The 22,861-nt window shown below is 62.4% G+C and carries 17 protein-coding genes; 7 read left to right on the plus strand and 10 right to left on the minus strand.

Translation table 11 applies throughout. The annotated features are described in order from the left end of the window. Nucleotides 1-539: 539 nt before the first annotated feature. The 3 genes from NKH57_RS25140 to mauJ all read right to left on the minus strand — a co-directional run bounded on the left by NKH57_RS25140 (nt 540) and on the right by mauJ (nt 3,451). Nucleotides 540-1,229 (minus strand): DUF5677 domain-containing protein, encoded by a 690-nt coding sequence (locus NKH57_RS25140; RefSeq protein WP_352948231.1) that lies wholly within the window; start codon nt 1,227-1,229, stop codon nt 540-542. Further along, nucleotides 1,121-1,837, minus strand: coding sequence for a hypothetical protein (locus NKH57_RS25145; RefSeq protein ID WP_352948271.1), 717 nt, complete (start codon nt 1,835-1,837; stop codon nt 1,121-1,123). Before NKH57_RS25145 ends, NKH57_RS25140 begins: the two co-directional genes overlap by 109 nt. A gap of 180 nt (nt 1,838-2,017) precedes the next feature. Beyond that, the gene (gene mauJ / locus NKH57_RS25150) at nt 2,018-3,451 is read right to left on the minus strand and encodes a methylamine utilization protein MauJ (RefSeq protein WP_352832257.1); all 1,434 of its coding nucleotides are present in this window, start codon (nt 3,449-3,451) and stop codon (nt 2,018-2,020) included. A 201-nt stretch (nt 3,452-3,652) separates the two neighbouring features. Here mauJ and minC point away from each other — a divergent pair, with 201 nt between their 5' ends. From minC to NKH57_RS25170, 4 genes are all read left to right on the plus strand, one after another. Further along, entirely contained in the window at nt 3,653-4,453 is an 801-nt protein-coding gene (gene minC / locus NKH57_RS25155; protein WP_352948234.1) for a septum site-determining protein MinC, read from the plus strand. Nucleotides 4,454-4,516: 63 nt separating this feature from the next. Next, on the plus strand, nt 4,517-5,332 hold the full coding sequence (minD, locus tag NKH57_RS25160) for a septum site-determining protein MinD (protein WP_031260481.1): 816 nt from the start codon (nt 4,517-4,519) through the stop codon (nt 5,330-5,332). Then, the gene (minE, locus tag NKH57_RS25165) at nt 5,329-5,601 is read left to right on the plus strand and encodes a cell division topological specificity factor MinE (protein ID WP_352486085.1); all 273 of its coding nucleotides are present in this window, start codon (nt 5,329-5,331) and stop codon (nt 5,599-5,601) included. Before minD ends, minE begins: the two co-directional genes overlap by 4 nt. A gap of 398 nt (nt 5,602-5,999) precedes the next feature. After that, nucleotides 6,000-7,469 carry a coiled-coil domain-containing protein gene (locus NKH57_RS25170; RefSeq protein WP_352948237.1) on the plus strand — a complete coding sequence of 490 codons (1,470 nt, stop codon included), beginning with the start codon at nt 6,000-6,002 and terminating at the stop codon, nt 7,467-7,469. A gap of 56 nt (nt 7,470-7,525) precedes the next feature. On the opposite strand, the gene NKH57_RS25175 is transcribed toward NKH57_RS25170, so the two are convergent. The 4 genes from NKH57_RS25175 to NKH57_RS25190 are packed head-to-tail and all read right to left on the minus strand — an operon-like array spanning nt 7,526 to nt 12,628. Further along, nucleotides 7,526-9,310 carry an ABC transporter ATP-binding protein gene (locus NKH57_RS25175; RefSeq protein ID WP_352948240.1) on the minus strand — a complete coding sequence of 595 codons (1,785 nt, stop codon included), beginning with the start codon at nt 9,308-9,310 and terminating at the stop codon, nt 7,526-7,528. 9 nt (nt 9,311-9,319) lie between these two features. Beyond that, nucleotides 9,320-10,354: a glycosyltransferase family 2 protein gene (locus NKH57_RS25180; RefSeq protein ID WP_352948243.1), complete on the minus strand. Its 1,035-nt coding sequence runs from the start codon at nt 10,352-10,354 to the stop codon at nt 9,320-9,322. A 4-nt stretch (nt 10,355-10,358) separates the two neighbouring features. After that, nucleotides 10,359-11,465: a glycosyltransferase family 2 protein gene (locus NKH57_RS25185; protein ID WP_352948245.1), complete on the minus strand. Its 1,107-nt coding sequence runs from the start codon at nt 11,463-11,465 to the stop codon at nt 10,359-10,361. After that, nucleotides 11,462-12,628: an acyltransferase family protein gene (locus NKH57_RS25190; RefSeq protein WP_352948248.1), complete on the minus strand. Its 1,167-nt coding sequence runs from the start codon at nt 12,626-12,628 to the stop codon at nt 11,462-11,464. Before NKH57_RS25190 ends, NKH57_RS25185 begins: the two co-directional genes overlap by 4 nt. A gap of 616 nt (nt 12,629-13,244) precedes the next feature. Between NKH57_RS25190 and NKH57_RS25195 the strand changes: the two genes are divergently transcribed. After that, the gene (locus tag NKH57_RS25195; RefSeq protein ID WP_352948251.1) at nt 13,245-14,126 is read left to right on the plus strand and encodes an EamA family transporter; all 882 of its coding nucleotides are present in this window, start codon (nt 13,245-13,247) and stop codon (nt 14,124-14,126) included. 88 nt (nt 14,127-14,214) lie between these two features. On the opposite strand, the gene NKH57_RS25200 is transcribed toward NKH57_RS25195, so the two are convergent. Continuing rightward, entirely contained in the window at nt 14,215-18,771 is a 4,557-nt protein-coding gene (locus tag NKH57_RS25200) for an autotransporter outer membrane beta-barrel domain-containing protein (RefSeq protein WP_352948254.1), read from the minus strand. Nucleotides 18,772-18,986: 215 nt separating this feature from the next. Further along, complete coding sequence (locus NKH57_RS25205; RefSeq protein ID WP_245266687.1) at nt 18,987-19,832, minus strand: AraC family transcriptional regulator; 846 nt, start codon at nt 19,830-19,832, stop codon at nt 18,987-18,989. A 315-nt stretch (nt 19,833-20,147) separates the two neighbouring features. Between NKH57_RS25205 and NKH57_RS25210 the strand changes: the two genes are divergently transcribed. Then, nucleotides 20,148-21,287 (plus strand): LuxR family transcriptional regulator, encoded by a 1,140-nt coding sequence (locus NKH57_RS25210; protein ID WP_352948257.1) that lies wholly within the window; start codon nt 20,148-20,150, stop codon nt 21,285-21,287. A 176-nt stretch (nt 21,288-21,463) separates the two neighbouring features. Here the strand turns inward: NKH57_RS25210 and NKH57_RS25215 are convergent, their stop codons facing one another. Beyond that, nucleotides 21,464-22,393 (minus strand): LysR family transcriptional regulator, encoded by a 930-nt coding sequence (locus NKH57_RS25215; protein ID WP_352948260.1) that lies wholly within the window; start codon nt 22,391-22,393, stop codon nt 21,464-21,466. Nucleotides 22,394-22,490: 97 nt separating this feature from the next. Here NKH57_RS25215 and NKH57_RS25220 point away from each other — a divergent pair. Continuing rightward, a partial coding sequence (locus NKH57_RS25220; protein ID WP_352948263.1) for an alcohol dehydrogenase catalytic domain-containing protein occupies nt 22,491-22,861 on the plus strand: 371 nt, incomplete at its 3' end.

Raw genomic sequence — 22,861 nt, forward strand, 5'->3', positions numbered from 1 at the left:
CCTTTGAAAAGGACGTGTCCACAACCTGGACGGGACATGACAATTTTGTGGCAGGCCGATTTCCTGTCGTGTCAGTGTTGCTCAGATTGCAACAGGCCAGTGGGGCCTTCCGTGGGGCGCACGAGGGCGGAGGCGCCTAAGTTGCGCCGCCGGGATCGCCGGGTGGCGAGTTCCGACGTGCTGGAGGTCGAGGGTGCGCACCGGCCTATCGGGCGACGAGGCGCAGGCGCAGATCGACAGGCTGGGCCGCGCGGACGTCGAGCAAGCCGCGCGCAGCCTCAAGGCCACGCGGAAATCCTGATCGCCAGGCAGAGCGAGATGATCCGGAAACTGAAAGGCGGAAAATACCGGCTTTATTCGCGGAAGAAGGACGAAAAAGGGAAAAAGGCGGAACCTGGGCGCGTTCGATACGCGCGAGGCGGCGGAGAAGCATGAGCGGGAGGTGCAGTATTTCAAGCGGCATTGAGGGGGCGAGTCGGGAACCAGAACTTCAGGCGCAACAGGTTGTCGTGTGTCCTGAAAGCACAACATGCGGATATTCAGGGGGCTATGGTGTGACCGGGTTGACGCTTTCGCTTTCGCGAGCGTCGTGCCGCCAATTCATTTTGATAGGCGGCCTCGTCTCGACGAAGTTTCCTGTCAGCCCGCATAAATGCCTTGGGAATTGCATCCCTTATTTTGATGAAGGTCTGTATCTCTAGGATACGATCGAGGTTCTTGAGGCTGCCAGTTAGCAATGTCGTAATTTGCAGCAAAGAATAGGCGGTATGCTGTGCTGGCTCAACCAAACCTGCGTTGGTGCGACCCGCCACAAGGACGTTATCCCGCCCGAAACTCGACAGGCGGAAAAACATAGTTCGCGCGCCGGCGTGAACGTTGAAGCTTGCCATTTTGTAATATGCGTTCATACCGGCGCGGCCAGCTTCTTCCTGAAGATCTTTGAAAGTAGGTTTTCTTTTGTTCAATCGTTTTGCCGCCCATCCGTATGGCGAGGCGAATTCCGTGCCATAGCTTGCGATAGATTCAGAAAATTCCATGTCGATGCTACGTTGTTCCCTTTTTCCAATTGGTGCATACCCCAGAGGAACTTGCGTCTGATTGTAATCATCTGCTTGTCGCTTCACTTCAACGGCGTCGTGGTTAATGTAGCGTTCCGCCAGAGTTTCGTCGCCGTCGGCGATAAGGGTCGCCACAACCGAAAGCTCATGCAGGGTGCGCCAGCGGGCCATCGCGCCATCGGCAAACCCGTTGGACATGAGGGTGATGACCTATCGGCAACTTGGCATGATCGAGCGTGCAGATTGGTGAGAACGAATTCACGATTGGAATGCTTTTTTGATTTCGATCTCTGGCGCCGTTTGAGATTTTCGCTGCCAAACTCCCGGCAGCAAGTTAAGAGCATGCGCAGAAGGTCCAAGCCCTCGCCCCAGCGCTCTTCAATCCGCTCACAAAATTCATCGGTCTCGAAACGCTGAATAGCCCCCTCTGTAGGCCAGCGGTCTTTCAGATTCTTAAAATAATGACTTCCGGCTCTGTCGAAAACTTCCTGGGTGATGTGGGGTAGCCGCTCAGTAATTTTCAAAGTTAGTGCTTTAAGCTCGAGGGCATCTGTCTTATCAAGCTTGAGTGTCAGATTCCGAAGTTCGTGCGGCTCCTCGCCGGTCTCTTTGTCGATCCAGATGAAGGGTTGGTCGCGTCTAGATGCGATGTGATCTGCTAAGGCATCGATCGCCGCTTGGGGAATTTCAATACCGTCACGCGCCAGCTTTTTCTCCAAGAGCTGACGCATTACCGTCTTTGAAATATTTCCGATCTGAGCTCGGAAGATTTTATGCATCGAGTCCATCGTTTGGCGGCAGCTTTTCCTAGATCGAGGGAGAATTGGGAAAAATCGCTCTTGAACATTCGCGACTAGGCGGGCGGCTCAAGGATGTTATAGCGAGAGCCAAGCGCCACCCACCAGGTGAGGCAAGAGTCCGATTGGCTAGGCCCTAACCTTCTGCGCACCCTACCTTTGTCAATCACACGTTGGCTCGTCCGAATAATACGTGTCCGACAACTTGTATTCGGTCAGGATGAAGTGACGAGCAAGGGCGTGGATCACCTCAGCTGCAGAATAGAGGCGTTGAATCTCCGGCGAAGCATCGGCATCGGAGGGAAAGCATTCCGATGCGTGTGCCGTCGCCACTCGGCAGTTGTCAAAAACATACTTTTCAATATCCTTACCCTTGCGATCAGAATCGAACCGCACAAGGACTTCTCGGCGGAGCGAGGCAGAGACCTTCGCGAACACATCTTTGATCCAGAGCTTTGTTAGGTTCTGCTCGCCACGCTTTGAGCTCGATCTTTTTTCGAAGACCTTGAAGAAGCTCAGCACCTCGAAGGTGACCAGTCCCGCTTGACGGGCGTTGAGGCCCTCCCTGTAATATGCCAGCCGCTGAAGCAATTCTAGATTTTCAGGGAGGGATCGGTTGAACACCCAATCTGGCGTCGTTGAGAACCCGCCCTCAGAACGTCGAACAGGAACCGGCACTGGGTTGCCCGACCAACCATCCCCCAGCGCTGCGTAGCGGTCGTCGCACCAGCTTAGCAAGCTAAGGAAACGATTGAGAAGGGTCCTTGCGGCTTCTGCGGAAAGTCGCTCGTTTGCCAGGTCGATGCTGATCGAATGCGAATTTTCCTTTGTCCTAGGAAACATTACGAAATGGTGGCCCGCAAACTGCGTGCGAGTCGGTTCCTTCGGCCATGTAACCTGTGTGTCGATGCCGAGATTCATGAATCGCGAATTGCGGCGTGCACCTAGGCGGTGGTGAAAGTCATCACGCTCCTCTTCAGTTTCATATTCTTGCCAATCGGTCTTCAGTGGCAGGTCGAGATGCCGCGAAATAGCGACGTCTCTACGGAGTCGGTTGAAGAATTCGCGCCCCAATACTAGCTGCCGCGCGGATGGAGCGTGAATACGGTCGTGGTCGTAGCCCTGTTCCGCTCCCTCACGGAGCAGAGTGACGGCCATATCGGAGACATAGGAAATGGTCCTTCTTTCCCCACCCTCTTCGACCACGGCTTTCGCATAGTGCTCGTCACCGTTTTGCTTGCGTGCGATCGAGAACGAAAAGGTGATGACCGATCCGCAAGCCTCATCGCTGGCTAATACGGCCGCGATAGACGCCAACAAGGTCTTCGTCCCTCGAACGGATGCAGCCGGACCACCGACGGCGCAGAGACCGCCGAGGACGAGCGAAACGTGTCCGGCCCAACTAGGCAATGTTGGAACAAATCCCAACACCGCACTGGCGGCCTGTTCATCCGAGAGGCGGACGCCTGCGCGTTCTCGACCGCGTGGCAGTAGACCATAACCACGCAATGTCTCGAAGCGCTTGAGGGTATCCTCAAACTTTCCCGGCTCGGCGAGTTCACGGTGTAGAATGTCAGCGAGATGACGAGCGTACATGTCCAATTTGATACACTGTGCCCACGGTGGGTGCCAGGGGGCCTAATGAGGTTCGAATGTCTGCTTCTGGCGCTTAGACTTTCGAGCCCCCGACAATGCCTGTCAGGAACCTTAATTCCAGCTGTCCTCTGCCCCCTCGCATTAACCATTCGTTAACCATTCCCTCGCTAGCGTTTACCTCTCAGTAAGGATTCGCCAGCCGTGACTTTTGCCGCTCCCCTCGAGGCCAAATCCATTCGCTTTCGTGCCCGTTCCTTCGTCGCTTTCACGCTGACTCCGGAAGATCCCTTGGCGGCCTGGCTGGAGGGGCTGGATCACTGGATCGGCAACTCGCCGGGGTATTTTTCGGGGCGGCCGGTGCTGCTGGATCTGAACACGCTGAAGCCTGGGCCGAGCGAGATCGCGGCGCTGGTGGCGGAGCTTGGTACGCGCGGCATTCGCATCTATGCCATCGAGCTCGAAGGGTCTTCGCTGGGCGCCGAATTGCCGCCGGTGCTGGTTGGCGCCAAGGAGGCGACGACGGATGGCCTGCTGCCCGGCCGCAAGGCGCGGGAGGATGTTTCCGGCACATCGGATGGCAAGGCCGAGGGCAGGGCGCCTGAAGCCGGCCCGGGCGGCAAGGCTGGCGCAAGCAAGATGGACGAAAGCGAGCCTCAGCTTGCGCAAGAGGTTTCGGGCACGCTGATGATCAAGGCGCCGATCCGCTCCGGCCAGGCGATCGTGCATCCGCATGGCGATGTCATCGTGCTGGGTTCGGTCGCGTCCGGCTCGGAGATCATCGCGGCGGGCTCGATCCATGTCTACGGCACGCTGCGCGGGCGCGCCTCGGCAGGTGCGCTGGGCAACAAGGGCGCGCGCATCTTCTGCCGGAAGAACGAGGCGGAGCTGCTGGCGATCGACGGCTGGTACGTCACTGCCGAGGAGATGGAAGGTATTTCGCGCGGCAAGCCGGTGCAGGCGTTTCTCGACGGCGAGGGCCTGCGCGTCGCGACACTGAGCTGACATTCGATAATGGGGCGGCCGACGGCCGCCTGGCAAGAACACAACAACAACGGAGGCTTTTTCATGGGCAAGGTAGTGGTGGTCACCTCGGGCAAGGGGGGCGTCGGCAAGACGACCTCGACGGCGGCCCTCGGGGCGGCCGTGGCCAAGACCGGCAAGAAGGTGGCGCTTGTCGATTTCGACGTCGGCCTGCGCAACCTCGACCTGATCATGGGCGCAGAGCGGCGCGTGGTGTTCGACCTCGTCAACGTCATCCAGGGCACGGCCAAGCTTTCGCAGGCGCTGATCCGCGACAAGAGGGTGGATACCCTGTTCCTGCTGCCGGCCTCGCAGACGCGCGACAAGGATGCGCTGACGGAGCAGGGCGTCGGCGAAGTCATCGACAAGCTGCGCTCGGTGTTCGACTACGTGTTCTGCGACAGCCCGGCCGGCATCGAGCGCGGCGCGCAACTCGCCATGCGCTTTGCCGACGAGGCGGTCATCGTCACCAACCCGGAAGTGTCGTCCGTGCGCGATTCCGATCGCATCATCGGCCTGCTCGACGCCCGCACCATGAAGGCCGAGCAGGGCGAGCAGATCGCCAAGCACGTGCTGGTCACGCGCTATGACGCGGCACGCGCTTCGCGCGGCGAAATGCTGTCCATCGACGACGTGCTGGAAATCCTGTCGGTGCCGCTGCTCGGCATCATTCCCGAGAGCCAGGACGTGCTGCGCGCCTCTAACCTCGGTTCGCCGGTGACGCTTTCGGAGCCGCTCAACACCGCGGCCCGCGCCTATCTCGACGCCGCCAGGCGGCTCGAGGGCGAGGAATTGCCTGTTATCGTGCCCTTCGAACGCAAGGGTTTCCTCGATCGTCTTTTGGGAAGGAGGGCGGCATGAACCTGCTCGACATCTTCAAGCGGCGCTCCAGTGCGCCGGTGGCGCGCGAGCGGCTGCAAGTGCTGCTCGCCTATGAGCGCCGCAACCGCAGCCAGCCCGACCTCGTCTCCATCCTGCGCGAGGAGATCATGGCCGTCATCGCCAAGCACGTGCAGATCGACCAGGATTACATCCAGGTCTCGATGGACCGCGGCGAGACCATGTCGACGCTGGAAATCGACATCCAGATCCCCAACAAGAGCGCCGTGCCGCTGGCCATGGCGGGGTGACTTAGCAAGACTTGGGTTCCTCGCCCCCGCAAAGCGGGGGAGAGGTGCCGCGCGCCCCGCGGGGGCGAGGGGGCCGCGCGCCGCGGGGCGGAGCCCGCTGAAGTGCTGTAAGTCGAGCCATCCCCCCGCTCCGTCTCGGGCTTCGCCCGAGCCACCTTGCCGGGGCGAGCCACGGGTCTCGCCCGTCCTTCGGACCCCCCACTCCGTGGGGGCGAGGAACCCAAGTTCTGCAAGGCCAGCGCCGACACCCGCGCATTGTCGCTCGCGGCATCTCCCCCAAAATGTCCCGCATTAACCTTCGTTGCGACGGGGGCTTCCCCTACGCAATCGGCGGATGTAAGGATATATTAGGAATTTGTTAAGTTTCCAGTCGAGGTGTGCGTAAAGGGAGTTCGGCCATGAACTTCAGAGGCCTGATCAAGCGTGCTGAAGAGGTAGACAAAGCAGTTCAGGACCTGCAGGTCGTATTGGCGGATCAGGACCTGCAGATCGAATTGGCGGACGCGCTGGACGCAAGTCTGGATGCCGAAGACCTGGCACCGCCAAAAAGCCAGGATGTCCCCACCGCGGACACCGACGACCCGCCACCCGAGGCCGATGCTGCAAACGCGGACAGTCCCGACGATACGGACAGTGCCGAAAACGGGCCACGACTGACACCTCATACCCAGACCCGACTGGCTGCATTGAGTGCGTTTGAAGGGCTCTTCCACGACGCCAGGGATTATCTGGAGGAAATCAACGACAAGCTGTCGGAGATCGGGACCTCACACCATCTGACGCGCGAATTCCTCAACATCCTCCACAACGACATTCTTCGCGCCAACGAGCTGGAGCTTACAAATGCCGGCCTGGCCGCCGAACAAAGAACGCTGGCGGAAAAGCTGCACGACACGGTGAGAAAGCTGCGCGAGCGTGAAGGCGCTCTCGAAGTGCTGCAACAGCGCGAGACAAGCCTGGTTCAGGACAGGGAGGCGCTTCGTGCGGCGCTTGCCGCGACAAGGCTGGAACTCGTGGAGACAGCCAATGCGAACGCAAAACGCGAGGCCGAGTTCGGCGACATCGCCAAGCGGCTGACCGGCAGGACGGTCGAGGCCAACAGGCGCTTGCGCGAGAGCAAGATGCTGCGGGAAAAGCATGTCAAGCTGTCGATCGAGCTCGACAAGGCGCTGAAGCGGGAATCCCAGGCGCGTCACAGGCTCGACGAACTCTCGACGATCCACGCCAGCGAAGCAGCGCGGCTTGCGGAACTGCTGGCCGCGCTCGGCAAGAGCGAGAAAGAGGAGATGCGGCTCCAGAAATCGCTTGAGGCTGTGCAGGCAAAGCTGTCGGAAACCACCGAAGCGGCGCGCCTGATGGAAGGCGACAAGGAAGCCGAGCTGGCTCGCAGCCAGGCGGAAATACGCGGCCTGGGTTCGGAGATCCAGAACCTGCAATCGCGGCTGGAGCAAACCTCGAACGAGAACAGCGAGGCCGCCAGCGAGATCGCCAGGCTCAAGAGCGAATTGAACGACACCCTGGCGGAAAAGAAAATCGCCGATGAAAGGTTGTCCGCTCTCAACCATGAGAACGAAAACGACAAGCAGAGCCTTTCGAAAGTGAACGCCAATCTTTCACAGCTTGCGCTGCAGCAGGCATCGGAACAGATCCAGTTCGACGTCCAGAGGCAGGAATGCGAGGACCTCAAGGCCGAAATCGCCTCGCTCAATGCCCGGATCAAGGAATTGCTGCCTTACGAGCGGCTCCACAAGGCGACCAGCGCCAGGCCTCGCGAGGCCGAGGTGGTCGAGATTGGCGGCGTCGTGGCGGAGAAGGCACGTGCAGCGGGCAGGCGGCGCATCCGCAGAAACCTCCGCGCCTCGACATAGCGCAATTCAAAGCGCGCCGGGGGCCCAAACCGCTACGCACTTTTGGCTGACATGCATCAGTCGAGCGGTCCGTGCTGGTAAAGCTCGTCCATGCTGAGCGATGCGAGGGCGCCGAAAGGCGCCTGCTTTTTCACACGGCCGGCGCTCAGGATCACCACGTCGTCGCAGAACGAGATGGTGCTGTGATGGTGGCTGATGACGATGGTCGTGCGGCGGCCGGCTCTCGACTTCAGGGTCTCGACGATGGCCGCTTCCGACAGTCCGTCCACCGCATTGGTGGCTTCGTCCAGGATGAGGAGATCGGGATCGCGCACCAGCGCCCTGGCGAGCGCGATCCGCTGCCTCTGTCCCGCCGAGAGGTTGATGCCCCTGTAGCCAACGAGCGTATCGTAACCCTCAGGAAGCCGTTCGATGAATTCATGTGCTTCGGCCAGTCTTGCGGCGCGCTCGGCGTCGCCAGCCGTGGCTGCCTCCTGGCCGTAGATTATGTTTTCAAAAATGCTGCCATCGACCAGTTCCAGCTCCTGGCTGGCCAGGGCGATGTGTCGGCGCCACTGGCCGGCATCGATACGGTCGAGGGGTGATCCATCGACGAGAATCCTCCCGGTGTCCGGTTCCACGAAGCGGCACAGGAGATTGACGATCGTCGTCTTGCCGGCGCCCGAGCGGCCGATCAGCGCCGTCGAGCGGCCACTGCGGATTTCGAACGTCGCCGAATGCAGCACCACTTCACGCCGGTCCGTGCCGGAATAGGTGAACGTCACATCATCGAATTTGATGCCCTGGTGCAAACCGTGGAACGGCCCGTCGCCTTGCGGCGGCCCGGGCTTGCCGGCGGGATCCAGCATCCACGTCACCTCCTCGAGCGATCCGCTCAGGCCCTGCAGCTGGCTCCACGACCCTTGCAGGGCCCGCATATGCGGCTGCAGCCTGTAGAGCAGTATGACGAACGCAATGATCAGCGGAAAACTCACTTGCGCCAGCCAGGCGCCGATCACCACCGCCAGGAACAGAATGGCGTGGAGAACCTCCGTCAGCGGCGGCAACGCTCCCTGGCGCACAAGCAGTGCGAAAGAGGCGCGGCGAACCGCATCGGACGCCGTATCGAATATCGCCTTCTCCCGGCTCTCCTGTCCGAAAATGCGGATCAGGCGTCCGGCATGCACCAGATGGAGCATCTGCGAGGCGAGGTGGCTGTTGCGCGAAGCGACGCTGCGGCTGGGCTCTTTCAGATTGGCCGAGAGGATGGCGTGCGCGATCTGGACGAGCGCCAGTCCGATCGTGACCAACAGCGTCATGCGCCACGAAAGCAGCAGCAGGAAAGCCAACAGGATGATGGCGGCCGATGCGCTGACGATGGCCGACAGCATGATCTGGATCGCATCCGACGCCCGCCAGGATTCGTTGGAGATGATGTTAAGCAGCCGTCCGGGACTCTGGCGCAGGAAGAATGGATAGCCGACCCGCAAGAGCTGCTCCGACAACGCGCTGCGGATCGAATGGCTCGCCTTGCCATAGATGAAGGTCGTGAGCAGCGTGTTGGCGAAGGCGAAAACGTTCTTCAGGATGATCGAGCCGAGGATGGCGATCGAAATGACAACAAGCCGGTCGCGCTCGCTCAGGCCCGATCCGACATGCTGGAGGACCGCCGAGAAGCCACCCATTCCCGGCGCCTCCCCGTGCCCCATGATGATGCCCAGCAACGGGATGATCAGACCGATGCCGAAGCCTTCGAGGACGGCGCTGACCAGGCCGAGACCCACCACGGCCGGAAGCAGGCGCAGTTGCCGCTTTCCGAACGCCCGGAACAGCATCGGCAGGCTTGGCGGTAGCAACGGCATTATAGCGTTTCACCTCGCCTGGGCATTGGCTTGCTCGTCTTGCCGCAGCGGCTCGGCCTGCGGCTGTCTTGCCAGCAGAAGAACCGCGAATTTGGCCGCTCCGAGCAAATTCATGGCGACGATCGGCCAGTGCGGCAGATTGAGTTCACGATCAAAGACAGGCCCGCCCGCCAGTTCCCGCAATGCGCCTCTCGCCGCCCAGTAGAAATGACGAAGCAGCCAGGGCGCATGGAGAACATGTTTCAGGCAGAGCCCGCCATTGCCGAGACTGTAGTCGCGGTGAAGCTTTTCGATGGATCCGCGATCCCGCCGGCCGTGATGATGGAATATCGTCATATCCGGGACATACTCGACCGCGAAACCGAGCAACAGCGCTCGCACAAGGTAATCGGTATCCTCCGCCGCCCGCAATGGCGCGCCCGCGCCGAAGCGTTCATCGAAATCGCCGATACGGGCCGCGACATCGCGGTGCATCGTCATGTTGCAGCCCAGCACAAAACCGCCGGGATGAACATCCGGCGTCAGCCGTTCGCGCACACGCGACCGCTTGATCGTGAACGGCAGATCCCTGGGATCGCCAAGCTCGACTCGGCCTCCCCGGATGAGCCATTTTTCCCCGGACGCATAATGTCGCTCCAGATCGCGCAGGTAGTCGCAATCGACCGCGCAATCATCGTCGACGAAGACCAGCACGCGGCCGCGCGCGCGCCTCAGCCCGGCGTTGCGGGCAGCCGCCAATCCGGGGCGCGGCTCGCAAATGGCCGTGAAGGGAACATCCGACAGTTCGGCGATGCTGGCCAGGCGTTCGGCCGTGCGGTCGCTCGAACCGTTGTCGACGACCACGAGTTCAGCCGCGAAGCTGGCATAGGCGCGGCACGCGGCCTGCACCGACTTGATGCAGGCCTCGAGCACTGCGACACGGTTGCGCGTACAGATGATGAAGCTGACTTGCGGCGGCGAGCGTTCCGGGCGGGGAACGGCCGGAGCGACGCCAAGCGCCGTCGAACGATCGCGCTGCAGGGGCTGGTTGGCTTTGACGGTCATTCCTTTAACTCAACCGATAAGGTGCCAAAACCGCAGCAGCAGGAGCGGATTTGAAGAAGTATGCCAAGGCGTCTGCCTGCCTGCTGGCCGACAGCGAGGCAAGGCTGAGCCAGGGTGCCCAGGCGCCGGGCCGCAGTGCATATTGCTCGCGACGCCGGATGACGTTCCACTTCGCGGTCCGCGTCAGCAATTCGTGCGTCAGCGGGGGCTGCTTTTCGTCGGCGACGAGCTGGTAGAGAAAATAAAACAGGTTGAGCGCGCCAGCCTCGAAGCTTGGCCGCGTCGCGGCGGGCAGGGAGCAAATCTCCTCCTCCAGCTGGACGATGAAGTTGGCCGCACGGGTAACCGTATCGTGGCTGACGGCATTGCCGATGTCGCGCAAGTCCTGCGTTGCTTCCGCGAGGCCCTCGCGCTCCAGGTTCTCGGCGACGATCCGCAAATGCGTCCTGCGCATCTCGTTGATGTGCCGGCTGGTCACGCTTTCCTGATGGACGCGGTAGATGAGCAGGTTCTCGGGCATCATGGCCGCCGGGTAACGGCCGGCCAGCCGCCTGAAAAGATCGAAATCCTCGGCGTGCCTGTAAGTCTGGTCGTAGTGGAGGTCATCGTCGTCGATGACCTCCCTGTTGTAGACGACCGTCGGGTGCATGAAGATCGTGAAGAACTTTGCCAGTATGGGGATGCGGCCGAGCTGGAACACCGGATCGGGCTTGCCCCTGGCGATGCGGCCGCGGATCAACATATCGACGCCGGCGCCGCAGAAGCCGAGTTCGGGCCGCCGCTCAAACAGCGCCACCTGGCGCGACAAGCGCCAGGGATAGGCGACATCGTCGGCGTCCATCCGCGCGACCAATTCGCCCCGGGCGAGCGCCAGCCCTTCATTGAGCGTCGCGACGAGGCCACGGTTTTCGCGCGAAATGATCGAGATGCGGCTGTCGGCCTTCTGGTATCGCTCGAGGATCTCGAGGGAATTGTCGGTCGACCCGTCATCGATCGCGACGATCTCCAGGCGGCCGTAATCCTGCCGCAGGATGCTTCCCAGAGCGGCGGCGAGATAGGGCCCGGCATTGTAGACCGGCAGCAGCACGGATACGAGCGGCGCGGCGGTCATCGCGTCACATCCGTTCGCTGGATGTCGAGCGATTGGCGGCCATCGGGCGATCCGCCGGGCGCGATCGCGAGCCAGCCGGTATGGCCGGCCTGCGCGGAACGAGCGTGCGCGACATAGGGGAAGTGGTGCTTCAGGCTGTTGAGCGGCCTTTCGAAAACCACCCAGGAAATCCAGGCCACGACGATCGTGGCGGCACTCGCTACCACGAACCGCCCTGGCCCTTGCTCGGAGACATTGAGCGGAATCCAGGGCTGCGACTTGACGGCGAGCGACAGCAATATCGGATGATAGAGATAGACGCCGTAGCTGATACGGCCGAGGCCGAGCAGCGGCGGCAATTCGGCAAGCTTGCCGAGGCGGCCGCCAAGGCCGCGCGAACAGGCGGCGACAATGGCCATCAGCGGCACCAGGGGCAGGACTTGCCGCACCAGCCAATGGGCCCATTCCAGCGTCGGATCGGCAGGTGCCGGGACAAACCACTCGATCATCAGGAAAGCGGCCGCGAAGGCAGGCCAACCCAGCCGCATCCATTGCGGCAGGCCGGCGCCCCTGGACCGCCAGCAGGCAAGCAATGCGCCCGACGCCAGCGCATCCATGGATGCCGGCGGCAGCAGGTCGCGCGCCAGCGCCGGGGTGGCGGTGACCGGCCAGTAGAAGCGATAGGCCAGCGACAGCGCGATGACGCCGATACAGATCGTCTCGAAGCGCCTGCGTGGGGCGAGCAGGACGACCAGTGGCCAGGCAAGGTAGAACTGCTCCTCGATGCTCAGGCTCCAAAAATGGCACAGCACCCAGGGTGTCCAATCATTGCGCAGCGCATACCAGAAATTCGACAGATAAAGCGCGTGCCAAACCAGCGATCCCCTGGACTGGTCCAGGTCAACCAGCCAGACGAAACCCAGGACGGCAAAATAGGGCGGGAATATCCGCAGTGCCCGCCTGATGTAGAAGGATCGCAGCGCGGGGCCGGTTTCGAATTCGGCGGCCGAACGCGCTTCCAGGAGCAGGCGCGTGATCAGGAAGCCGCTCAGCACGAAGAACAGCCGCACGCCGATATGGCCCCAGAATGAAGATCCTCCCGCCGCGAAGAAATGGGAATACAACACCATCGTCACGGCGACGGCCCTGAGTGCATCCAGTTGGATGTCGCGGGCGTTTCTCATCGGCGGCTTCCGCCGGCGCGATGTCCGCGATGAAGCCGACTGCTGGTCGGCTCGAGCGGCAGGGTGCCGGCATCGCCGATCCCACGCTTTGCAACTCCGGCCCGGCCGGGCTCGAAATCGACGTAGGGACAACTCAAGTTGGCCAAGCTGGCGGTTCCTCCACGGCCTGTGTCCAGTCGCGAAAAGTCCCCCAGGAGATGGATCGGCTATGCCATTGTGCAGCGCAACACAAAAAATTTACCCAGCTGAAACACTTCGGTGAGTAGGCGCCAGATCATCGACAAAACGGCCAGATACCCACCTTTCGGCGACTTTTTCCAGAAATTCAGCCTTGCTTGCGCGCTGCAGCATAGTTGCCTTTTCATCGGTTGGTTGCACGGGCCCGACCGCCGTATTTCAGCGACGATGGCTCGCCTGCCTGTATGAAGTGGGCCGCGCCTTGGCTATGCGGCCCTATCCGTCACCCCGCCTCAAACCCCACCGTCTCCTCTAGCCCGAACGATCCGCTGTCCTGCCCCACCAAGCCGCCGGCGCTGCCTCACGACAGGCGGGCCGGTTCCCCGTATTCCTGTTCCGCCAGGCGAGTTTGCGCCGGGCGACAGGGAGGACGACCCAAGTGACATCGACGTCAATTGCCCGTCGCGAGGCGGCGTCGCTGCCCATCGCGGCCCTGATGGGCGCCATGGTGTCGATCCAGATTGGCGCCACCTTCGCCAAGGGCTTGTTCCCGCTGATCGGCGCGCAGGGCACGACGACGCTGCGGCTCGTCGTGGGCGCGCTGATGCTGATCGCGGTGCTGCGGCCCTGGCAAATGTGGCCCTCGCGCGCCACCATGCCGTGGTTGGTCGCCTATGGCGTGACGCTGTGTGCGCTCAACCTTCTGTTCTATGCCGCGCTCGCCACCATCCCGCTCGGCATCGCGGTAGCGCTCGAATTTTCCGGGCCGCTGCTGGTGGCTACGCTGGCGTCGCGGCGCGCCAGCGACTTTGCCTGGATCGCGCTTGCGGTGGCCGGCATCGTGCTGTTGTCGCCGTTCGTTCATTCACTCGCACCGCTCGACCCGACCGGGGTGATGCTGGCGCTGGCCGCGGGCGGATTCTGGGCCCTCTATATCGTGCTCGCCCAGAAGGCGGGTGCGGAGCTCGGCACCCGCACCACGGCCTACGGAATGGCGATCGCCGCCGTGCTTGTGCTGCCCTTCGGTGTGGCGCAAGCGGGAACCGCGTTGCTCGCGCCATCGATCCTGGTCAGTGCCTTGCTCGTCGGCCTGTTTTCCAGCGCATTGCCGTTCTTTCTGGAAATGGTGGCGCTGACTCGAATGCCGGCCCGCATCTATGGCACGCTGACCTGCCTGGAGCCGGGGCTGGGCGCGCTGGCCGGCTTCCTGTTCCTGCACGAGAGCCTGACCATGACGCAACTGGCCGGCATCGCGGCCGTCGTCGCCGCGGCTTTCGGTACTGCGCTGACATCGCAGCCGCCGGTGCCGTCGCCGGAGTAGGGGCGACGGACGTAGAGGCTCATGCCGCGAGTGCTTCTCCGGCGCCTCCCAACCGCCCTTCGAGAATTGCCCCCAGCCTTCGCGTTGGTCAGAACCTCAAGCCGAGATTGACCTTCGCACCCTGGTCGACCGTGCCGCCGCCGAACTGTCCGGTGTAGGAGAGCCCCAGCGTGGCATTGGCCGACATGTTCAGGTCGCGGCCGGCCTCGACCACTGCTGCGTCCCTGGCGACAGGCACGCCGGCGATGGTGAAGAGATCGCCGCCGGCGAAGGCGAAGCTTGAGGCCGGGGTGTCATCACCGAAGGCATGGCGCCAGCCGAGCATGCCGCGCGCCGTGGCCTTGATCTGGCCGAGGCCCAAATCGGTGGAAGCACGCAGGCCGAGCGTTGTGAAGGTTGCATCGGTGGTTGAGCCGGCACTGGTCAGCGCCGCCGCACCGCCGGTTTCGGTGAAGCCATCGGTGTGCACGCTGACATAGGCGAGGTTGGCGAAGGGTTCGACCTTGAAATGCCCGGCATCGGCCTTGTAGGCGAGTTCGCCGAACGCTTGCGCCGTGCCGGCATCGTAGTCGGCGGACAGCCCGTCAGTGAAACCATTGAAAGCGACGGCGCGTTTTGTCGAGAGGCTGTTCCAGCTGTAGGCCGCACCGGTGCGGAAGGCGATGGCGCCCCAATTGGTGCCGCCATAGAGACCGAGATGGTAGCTGTCGCTCTTGCCCGATGAATTGCGGTCATCGGCGTCGAAGGACGAATGGCTGTAGCCGCCTATCAGGCCGACGCGCCAGGTGCCGAGCTGGGTGTCGGCGCCGGCCAGCAAGCCGCCAGTCGAGCGGTCGAAGGCGGCGGCGTTGCCGTCGCTGTCGGTATTTCCCCAGGAGCCGAAAGCCTGGCCCCAGACGGCGAAACGGTCGGTGTCGGCGGCGACCATTTCCGGGCCGCCCTCGCCATAGGCCATGACGGGCAGGGCAGCAGTGCTGCCGGCATCGCCGAAGGCGGCGCTGATGCGGCTGGTGGCGGCGTCGCGGATGAAACGGCTGTCTTCCAGCAGCATGCCCTTGGCCGAGGCATGGATTTCGCCCGAGAGCTGGTCGAAGGCGTCCTGAACAGCCGCCTCCGAAGGCAGTTGCAGGATGGCGTCGTATACGGGATTTCCGCTGCCGAGGCTCTCAGTGCCGGCGCCGGCGGCGATCTGGTTGGGCGTCAGACCGACCGAGGCGAAGGACTTCTGGACAACATCGAGATAGACGTGATTGGCGTCGTAGCTATCGACCAGGCCGAGGAAAACCGTCCCGGTGTCGCCGGCGACCGTGTAAGTCCCGGTGACGCCGCTATCGGCTTGCAACACGGTATAGTGCGTGCCTGCCACATAAGGCGCGCCGTCGAGTTTGACCACGTCGATCAGCGCGCCGCTGTCGATCGTTGCCGCACCCGTCGCATGGAGAAAATCGGAAGTGCCGGTCGAGGTCAGTTCGACCGCATAGATCGAGCCCGCCGCCTGGTCGACATTGCCCGCGACATTGAGCGTGCCGATCGAATTGCCCGGTGCGATGATGCCGCCCGACTGTGCCACGATGCCGCCCACCGTGCCGTTGCCGCCCAGCATGCCGCCGGTGATGGTCACAAGCGAACTCGCCAGCGATCCGTTCACGGCCAGCCGTCCGCCGCTCACATTGGTGGCGCCGGTGAAGCCGCTCGAATTGCCTGTCAGGTTGGTATTGCCGGCGATCTGGTTGATCGTCCCCAGCCCGCTGATGCCGGCATCGAACGCATAATTTGTATTGGTATGGTTGAAATTGAGCGCACCGGTGCCGAGGCCGAACTGGAACGTGGCCGAGCCGAGGACACCGGCGCCCGTCGCCGCGGCGCCTGCCGCGCCGCCGATGTTGAGATTGCCGGTCGAGCCGGCCTGGCTGGCGATCACGGTAGCGAAGTCCACCAGAGCAGTACCGTCGTTTGAGAGCGTCACCGAAGCCGTGCCGTTCAATCCGATCACCAGGTCGCCGTGCATTTCCCACAGCGAATCTTTGCCGTCGACCGTTGCCTGGGCCGTGGCAGCGGCACCGAGCGCCAGATAAGCGAGGCCGCCGGAGGCCACGCCGCCATTGGTTACGGCAAGCGTGCCGCTTCCGAGACCACCGAGGTACAGGCCGTTCTTGTTGGTCCACTTCGAGTCCATGCCGTCGACTGTAACGGCACCTGTGGCTGTTGCTTCCTGGCCGACACCAACGGTATCGGCATCTGCTGAACCGCCATTGGAGATTGCAAGCGTCGCGTGACCGGCCAAGCCTACGGTAAGATCGTCATCCGTGCTCCAGGAAGATCCCGCCCCATCCACAGTCACGGTCGCCGTTGCGGTATCGAAATCGCCGAGGATCGCGGCTTGGTTGGTGAGCTTGCCGCCGTTCACGACGTTCAGTGCACCGGTGCCCTGATAGCCGACGAAAAGGTCGGCACTGCTGACCACACCGCCGTTCGAAACCGTCAGCGTGCCTGTGCCAAAGCCTCCGACATAGAGGTCCCCGCTGTTCGTCCACTTCGATCCCACGCCGTCAACCGCCGCCATGCCGGTCGAACCGGCAACGTAGCCGATATAGCCCCAGCCATTGCTCACCGTGCCGCTGTTCGAGATCGTCAGAGTACCCGTGCTGAAACCGCCTACGAACAGGTCCGAGCTGTTGTTCCAGGCCGAACCCCCGCCGTCGACCGTCACCGTGCCGATCGAGCCCGAGAATGCGCCCACATATCCTGTGATATCGCTGACCTTGCCGCCGTTCGAGATATTCAGCATGCCGGTACCCTGATCGCCGACGAACAGATTGGAGCTGTTGGTCCAGGTCGATCCCCCGCCGTCGACCGTCACCGTTCCGGCAGAACCCGAATCGAAACCAACGAAGCCCAGGCCACTGCTGACCGCGCCGCCGTTAAGGATGTTCAGCTCGCCGGTGCCGGCGAAACCGACGAGAAGGGCTACGCTGGCCCAGGTCGAGCCGCCGTCGACGAACACCATGCCGGTCGAGCCCGCCGATTTGCCAACATAGGCCGCATCATTGCTGACCGCGCCGCCGTTAGTGATCGCCAGATTGCCGTTGCCGGCATCGCCGACAGTGAGATCTCCACTATTGGTCCACGTGGAGCCGCCGTCGACGAACGCCATGCCGGTCGAACCCGCCGATTTGCCGACAGTGGCCGAGCCATTGCTGACCGCGCCGCCCTTGGTGATCAGCAGGTTGCCTGTGCCGTCATGGCCGACAGTCAGCGACCCGCTGTTGGTCCAGGTGGAGCCGCCGCCGTCAATCAAGACGGTGCCGGTCGAATCAATGCCTTTGCCGATGTAGCCATCGGTGCTGTTGACTGTGCCGCCGTTGACAACGTTGAGGGCGCCGGTGCCGAAACGTGCCACCGTCAAGGTTGCGCTGTTGGTCCAGGTCGAATCCTTGCCGTCCACGTTTAGGACAGCAAAGGCATCGTCACTGTCCCCCAGGATACCACCGACATCGCTGATCAAGCCGCCATTGAGGATGGTGACCATCCCCTTGCCTTCCGCCCCAACGTAGAAATCGTCGGAGTGCAGCCATGCCGATCCCGCGCCATCGACAGTCACGGTACCAGTCGACCCTGCGAATCTGCCAACGGAGCCTTGCGAATCACTGACGGTCCCGCCGTTGATGATTGTCAGACTGCCGTCGCCATCATGGCCGACATAGAGCGCTCCATTGTTTGTCCAGGTCGCATCATCGACCGTCGCCGTGCCGGTCGAGCCCACCGATTTGCCAACATAGGCCGTATCATTGCTGACGGCGCCGCCCTTGGTGATCGCCAGAGTGCCAGTCCCGTTATCACCGACAGTGAGATCCCCGCTGCTTGTCCAGGTCGAGCCCGCATCGGTGACAGTAGCTATACCAATGGAACCCTCCCGCCGACCGAGATAGGCACCGGTACCGAAGTAGCCAACGGCGTTACTGACGGCACCGCCATTCGAGACTGTCAACTCGCCATGGCCCCAGTCGCCGACAGTCAATCCCCCGCTGTTGGTCCAGGTCGAGCCCGTGCCGTCGACAGTCGCGGTGCCGAGCGAATCGTAGTAGTCGCCTAAGAAGCCGTTGACATTGTTGACCGAACCGCCGTTGGAAATCGTCAGCGTGCCGACACCCTGATAGGAAACATAGAAATCGTCGATACTGTTCCACGAAGACCCCGCACCATCTACGGTCGCTGTGCCAGTCGACCCTACGAAGGTGCCCAAATAGCCTTGACTGTCACTGAGCGTGCCACCGTTCAAAATCGCCAGCGAACCGACATCGCCGGCATTCCTGCCCACGAAAACCACAAGCCCATTGGCGTTGGCGCCGCTTATCACCGTCGGATTCGGCGTGAGCGTGTTGAGGTTGGCGTAGTCGGTGGCGCCAGGCACCGCAACCGGGGTCCAGTTGCCGGGGTCGAACCAGTCGGTCGAAATCGCACCGGTCCAGGTCACGTCGGCGGCCGAGGCCGGCAGGGTCGTCGCCACGATGCCGGCGGCGCCAAGCATCAGCGCGAGCGAACTGACGCTGGCCATGTGGCGATGATCGCGCAACGGGTTGACGTATTTCGTCGGCACGGTCCAAGCCAGCGTCGCCTTGCGGCCTCCAAATGTGTTCTGCGGCATCCAAACCCCTGACATGATAGTCGTTTCACCCTGAGGCTGACATGTCATTGGAGCCCGGCTGTTGTCTTGGGCAGGACCGCAATGGAATTGGACTGGAGCGAAGTGCCGTGCTTTTTCCGCGCACTGTGGCAGTTTGGCGCCATCGATCGCCGCGGGATCTCGGCTTTTGACGGAGAGGGATTCGGAAATCGCGTCGTGTTTCCGGTATCCGGATTCTACCTGGCGCTCGTTGGCGTGTAGCCGAAGCGGCGGCGAAAGCAGCGGTTGAAATACGACACATCGCTGAAGCCACTGATCATGGCGATTTCGCTGACGCGCATCTCGCTATTCTGTCTCTGCGAAAGCAGCTTATGAGCGCGCTGCAGGCGAAGTTCGAGAATGCGCTCGGAAAAGCTGATGCCGGTCTCCTGCAGGAGATCTTGAACATAGCGCGCCGACAGGCCGAGTTCTTGCGCGACGCCCTGCGCCGAGATGCCGGGGTTGGAAAAATTCTCGGCAATCTTCGCCAGCACCGCCTGCAGCCTGGCTGCTGGCAACCCGCGCAAGCCCGCCAATTCGGCAGGCTCGCCTTTGGCGCCTGTCACCAGGCCGATCAGATCGACGATTGTCTGCGTCGCGTGCGCTATCAGATCGGGCGAGACGAGAGGGCGGCCGGTTTCAAGAAGTTGGCAATAACGCTTGAGAAAATCGAGAGCTTCGTTCTCGGCGCCGATCTTCAACGCCAGCCTGTCGTCGATCTGCGGGAAGGCCTGGGTGAGGACTGCACGGGGGACCACCACGTTTGTCCATACATTGCTGTCGGAACCGTGCATTTTCAGCGCTTCCGATGCCGTGACCAGGACCGCTTCGCCCTGTCCGACACCATAGTCGCGGCCGACCTGTGCGCCGGTCAACAGCGTGTCGGATTTGTTGATCAGCAGGAGATAACCATCGTTGCCGTCATCGGCGATATTGCTTGCCTTCCTCGTTGCATGCTTGATCGTTCCGGACATCTGACCAAGAACCAGTGATCCGACAGCCGTGGCTTCGATCGCGGCTTCGAAAGGCAGGTTGTCCGACATGCCGTATTCGACCGACCATATCTCCGCGAGGTGGATGTCTTGCCAGAGGGAAAATCGGTCGCGATCACTGAGATGCGAGGGCAATTGAGCCGATGAAAACACCGTCTTTTGTGGCAATTGTGTACCCGATATATTTGCGCTCGCTAATATAGCGAGCGCGATGCTTTCCATTTCAAGAATAACCAGCGACAATAGCCGCCTGATATCAACCGATCGAATTTATATCCTTAATCGAGTTCAACCACGCGTGGCGTCACCCGAAAGTGTGACTTCGCGAAATCCTCCGATGCGAGATCGGGGCGTGCAGGAGGCATGATGGAGAGGCTGAGCAGCGACGTCCTTTCCTCGATAATCGGCGATATCTACGATTGCGTCTTGAACCCCGACGGCTGGGCCGGGGTAATGACGCGGATCACAGAGGCGGTCGACGCGGCCTACACCACCATCGCGCTTGCCAGCACTGCCGGCAATCGTGGCCGCTTCGCGGCTCAATCGGCCTGGGATCCCGTGCAAATGCGCGTGCTCCAGGAGGATTATGATTTTGACGCAATTCCCGGACTGAAGGCCGCGATCGTCGGCGACATCGACACGCCTGTTGCGACGTTGTCGTATATGAGCGAAGCCGAACTCCAGCAGACGCCATTTTTCCAGAATTGGGCCAAACCGCAGGGATTGCGCGAGGCCTGCATCACCAAATTCGTTCATACGCCGGACCGGATCGGGCTCATGGGTTGCACCACGCGGGCCAGCAGGGAGATCATCTCAATCGAAGAACAGCGTTTCCTGGCATTGCTCTCGCCGCATCTGCGCCGCGCTTCGATGATTGGAGACCTGCTCGATCAGGCCCGCGTTACCGCCAGCCTTTATCGCCAAGCGCTCGACCATCTCGCCGTGCCTGTCGTTCTTACCGGCGCCAACGGAGCGATCCTTGATGCCAACGGGGCGGCCGATCGAATGTTTTCGGCGCAAGGCCCCATTCTTTCCAGGAACGGCCTGCTCCAGGCACAGAATCCGGTGACAGGCCGCGCCCTGCTGGAGGCAATCGCCAGTGCCGCGAGCGAGGACGCTTCGCTCGGCTCCCGCGGCATAGGCCTGCCCATTTCGGCCCCCGGTCAGCCGCCGGCCGTCGCCTACGTGTTGCCACTGACCGAGGGAACCGCGCGCGCGGCCTTCCGGCCGGCATGTGCCGCTGTCTTCGTTTCGACCACGACGTCTTCTTCCCCACTTCCGGAAGCCGTTCTCACCGCGCTGTTCGACCTCACGCCCGCGGAGGCGCGGGTTCTGCTGCGCATCGGCAGCGGATTGTCCGCGTCGAAGAGCGCGCTGGCGCTCGGCATCGGCGAAAACACCTTGAAGACCCACCTCAACCGAATCTTCGCCAAAACCAGCACGAGACGCCAAGCCGATCTCGTCAAGCTCGTTTCGGACATAGGCACGCCGCTTGCACCTCAGTGATGGCGCCGAATATCGGGGCCAGTTAGCCAAATGCTGCGATCCGGACAGGAGACCGGATAGAGCTGGTCGCGCTCGAACGCCACCCATACCCGCCGAAGAGGTAAAGCCACCCGCCGATCTGCCCGAAGTTGCACAATGCTGTGCCTCTGCCTGCCGGCCAATCATTTTGCCAACCCTCACCGCCGCCAGGGCGGTTCCGGGGCGAAGCGCTTGCCGATCCAGTCGGCAAAGGCGCGGGTCTTGGCGGCTTGTCCCTTGGCTGAGGGCGTGACGACATAGATCGCGCCTTCGTCGGCCAGCGTCCAGTCCTCCAGGATTGGCACCAGCCGTCCGTCGGCGAGCTCGCGGCCGACCAGCCAGTCCGTGCTCATCATCAGGCCGACGCCTTGCACGGCGGCATCGACCAACACCTCGGCGTCATCGGTGACCAACGGCCCGGATACCTCGACGCGTACGCTCCGGCCCTCGTGGTTGGTCATCTCCCAGGCTGGAAAGGTCTGAAAACCGCTGAAGCCCAGGCAGGAATGTTCGAGCAACGCCTGCGGGGTCTCAGGCTTGCCCCTTCGGGCGAGATAGGAGGGGGCGGCGCAGAGCAGTCGCCGCCGCGTCGCCACCTTGCGGGCCACCAGGCGCGAATCCTCCAGCGCGCCGAGCCGCACGGCAACGTCGAAATTCTCGGCGACCAGATCGGCGAAGCGGTTGGAGAATTCGGCCTCGATGCGGACATCGGGAAATTCGGCAAGGAATTGCGGCAGCAGCGGCCCGATCCACATGCGTCCGAACGTGCCGGGCAGCGCCAGCCTCAGCAGGCCGCGCGGGCCGCCGCGGGCATACGCCGACGCGGCAGCCTCGGCCTCGTCCACGGAGGCGAGGATGGCGCGCACCCGCACCATGAATTCGGCACCCGCCTCGGTCAGCGACACGCTGCGCGTCGTGCGATGGAGCAACCTGACGCCCAGCCGCTCCTCCAGCGATTGCAGGCGCCGCGACAGGATGGTCGCGTCGCGCCCGACACGCGCCGCCGCCCTGGTGAAGGAACGCGCCTCGGCGATGGCCGCGAAAGCCGCCATTTCGGCAAGGGTCAGTGGTTCGCGAGATTGCTGCATGACTTACAGTACTCAAATGTAAAAAGCAGGGATTATCCAGAAATACCGCAGCAGCTAGATGCACTCAAGCCATCAATCGTCCCACAGGAGTGAAACCATGAAAGCCATCGAGCTGAGCCATCCCAGGCTGGACGCCTTCCGCGCCGCCACCATTGCCACCCCCGAACCGCAGCGCGGCGAGGTGCTGATCCGCCAGCGTGCGGCGAGCCTCAATTTCGTCGATGTCGCGGTGGCGAGCGGCAATTATCCCGGACCGAGCTTTCCGCTCATCCCGGTCGCCGACGGCGCCGGCGAGATCGTTGCGCTGGGCGAGGGGGTTACGGGATTCGCCGCCGGCGATCGCGTCGTCGCCCATGCCAAGCCCCACTGGATCGGTGGCCGGCCGCGGCCTTACGAGATGAGGCAGATGCGTGGCATCTCGCTGCCGGGTTCGCTGGCCGAATATGTCGCGCTGCCGGTCAATTCGGG

Source organism: Mesorhizobium sp. M1050, from assembly GCF_040318715.1.
In the GTDB taxonomy this organism is placed as follows: domain Bacteria; phylum Pseudomonadota; class Alphaproteobacteria; order Rhizobiales; family Rhizobiaceae; genus Mesorhizobium.

What these genes read in the sequence shown, in the direction of transcription:
- NKH57_RS25140 (WP_352948231.1), bottom strand. Translation starts at nt 1,229, where the DNA reads ATGGCCCGCTGGCGCACCCTGCATGAGCTTTCGGTTGTGGCGACCCTT.
- NKH57_RS25145 (WP_352948271.1), bottom strand. Translation starts at nt 1,837, where the DNA reads ATGCATAAAATCTTCCGAGCTCAGATCGGAAATATTTCAAAGACGGTA.
- mauJ (WP_352832257.1), bottom strand. Translation starts at nt 3,451, where the DNA reads ATGTACGCTCGTCATCTCGCTGACATTCTACACCGTGAACTCGCCGAG.
- minD (WP_031260481.1), top strand. Translation starts at nt 4,517, where the DNA reads ATGGGCAAGGTAGTGGTGGTCACCTCGGGCAAGGGGGGCGTCGGCAAG.
- minE (WP_352486085.1), top strand. Translation starts at nt 5,329, where the DNA reads ATGAACCTGCTCGACATCTTCAAGCGGCGCTCCAGTGCGCCGGTGGCG.
- NKH57_RS25170 (WP_352948237.1), top strand. Translation starts at nt 6,000, where the DNA reads ATGAACTTCAGAGGCCTGATCAAGCGTGCTGAAGAGGTAGACAAAGCA.
- NKH57_RS25175 (WP_352948240.1), bottom strand. Translation starts at nt 9,310, where the DNA reads ATGCCGTTGCTACCGCCAAGCCTGCCGATGCTGTTCCGGGCGTTCGGA.
- NKH57_RS25180 (WP_352948243.1), bottom strand. Translation starts at nt 10,354, where the DNA reads ATGACCGTCAAAGCCAACCAGCCCCTGCAGCGCGATCGTTCGACGGCG.
- NKH57_RS25185 (WP_352948245.1), bottom strand. Translation starts at nt 11,465, where the DNA reads ATGACCGCCGCGCCGCTCGTATCCGTGCTGCTGCCGGTCTACAATGCC.
- NKH57_RS25190 (WP_352948248.1), bottom strand. Translation starts at nt 12,628, where the DNA reads ATGAGAAACGCCCGCGACATCCAACTGGATGCACTCAGGGCCGTCGCC.
- NKH57_RS25200 (WP_352948254.1), bottom strand. Translation starts at nt 18,771, where the DNA reads ATGCCGCAGAACACATTTGGAGGCCGCAAGGCGACGCTGGCTTGGACC.
- NKH57_RS25205 (WP_245266687.1), bottom strand. Translation starts at nt 19,832, where the DNA reads ATGTCGGACAACCTGCCTTTCGAAGCCGCGATCGAAGCCACGGCTGTC.
- NKH57_RS25210 (WP_352948257.1), top strand. Translation starts at nt 20,148, where the DNA reads ATGGAGAGGCTGAGCAGCGACGTCCTTTCCTCGATAATCGGCGATATC.
- NKH57_RS25215 (WP_352948260.1), bottom strand. Translation starts at nt 22,393, where the DNA reads ATGCAGCAATCTCGCGAACCACTGACCCTTGCCGAAATGGCGGCTTTC.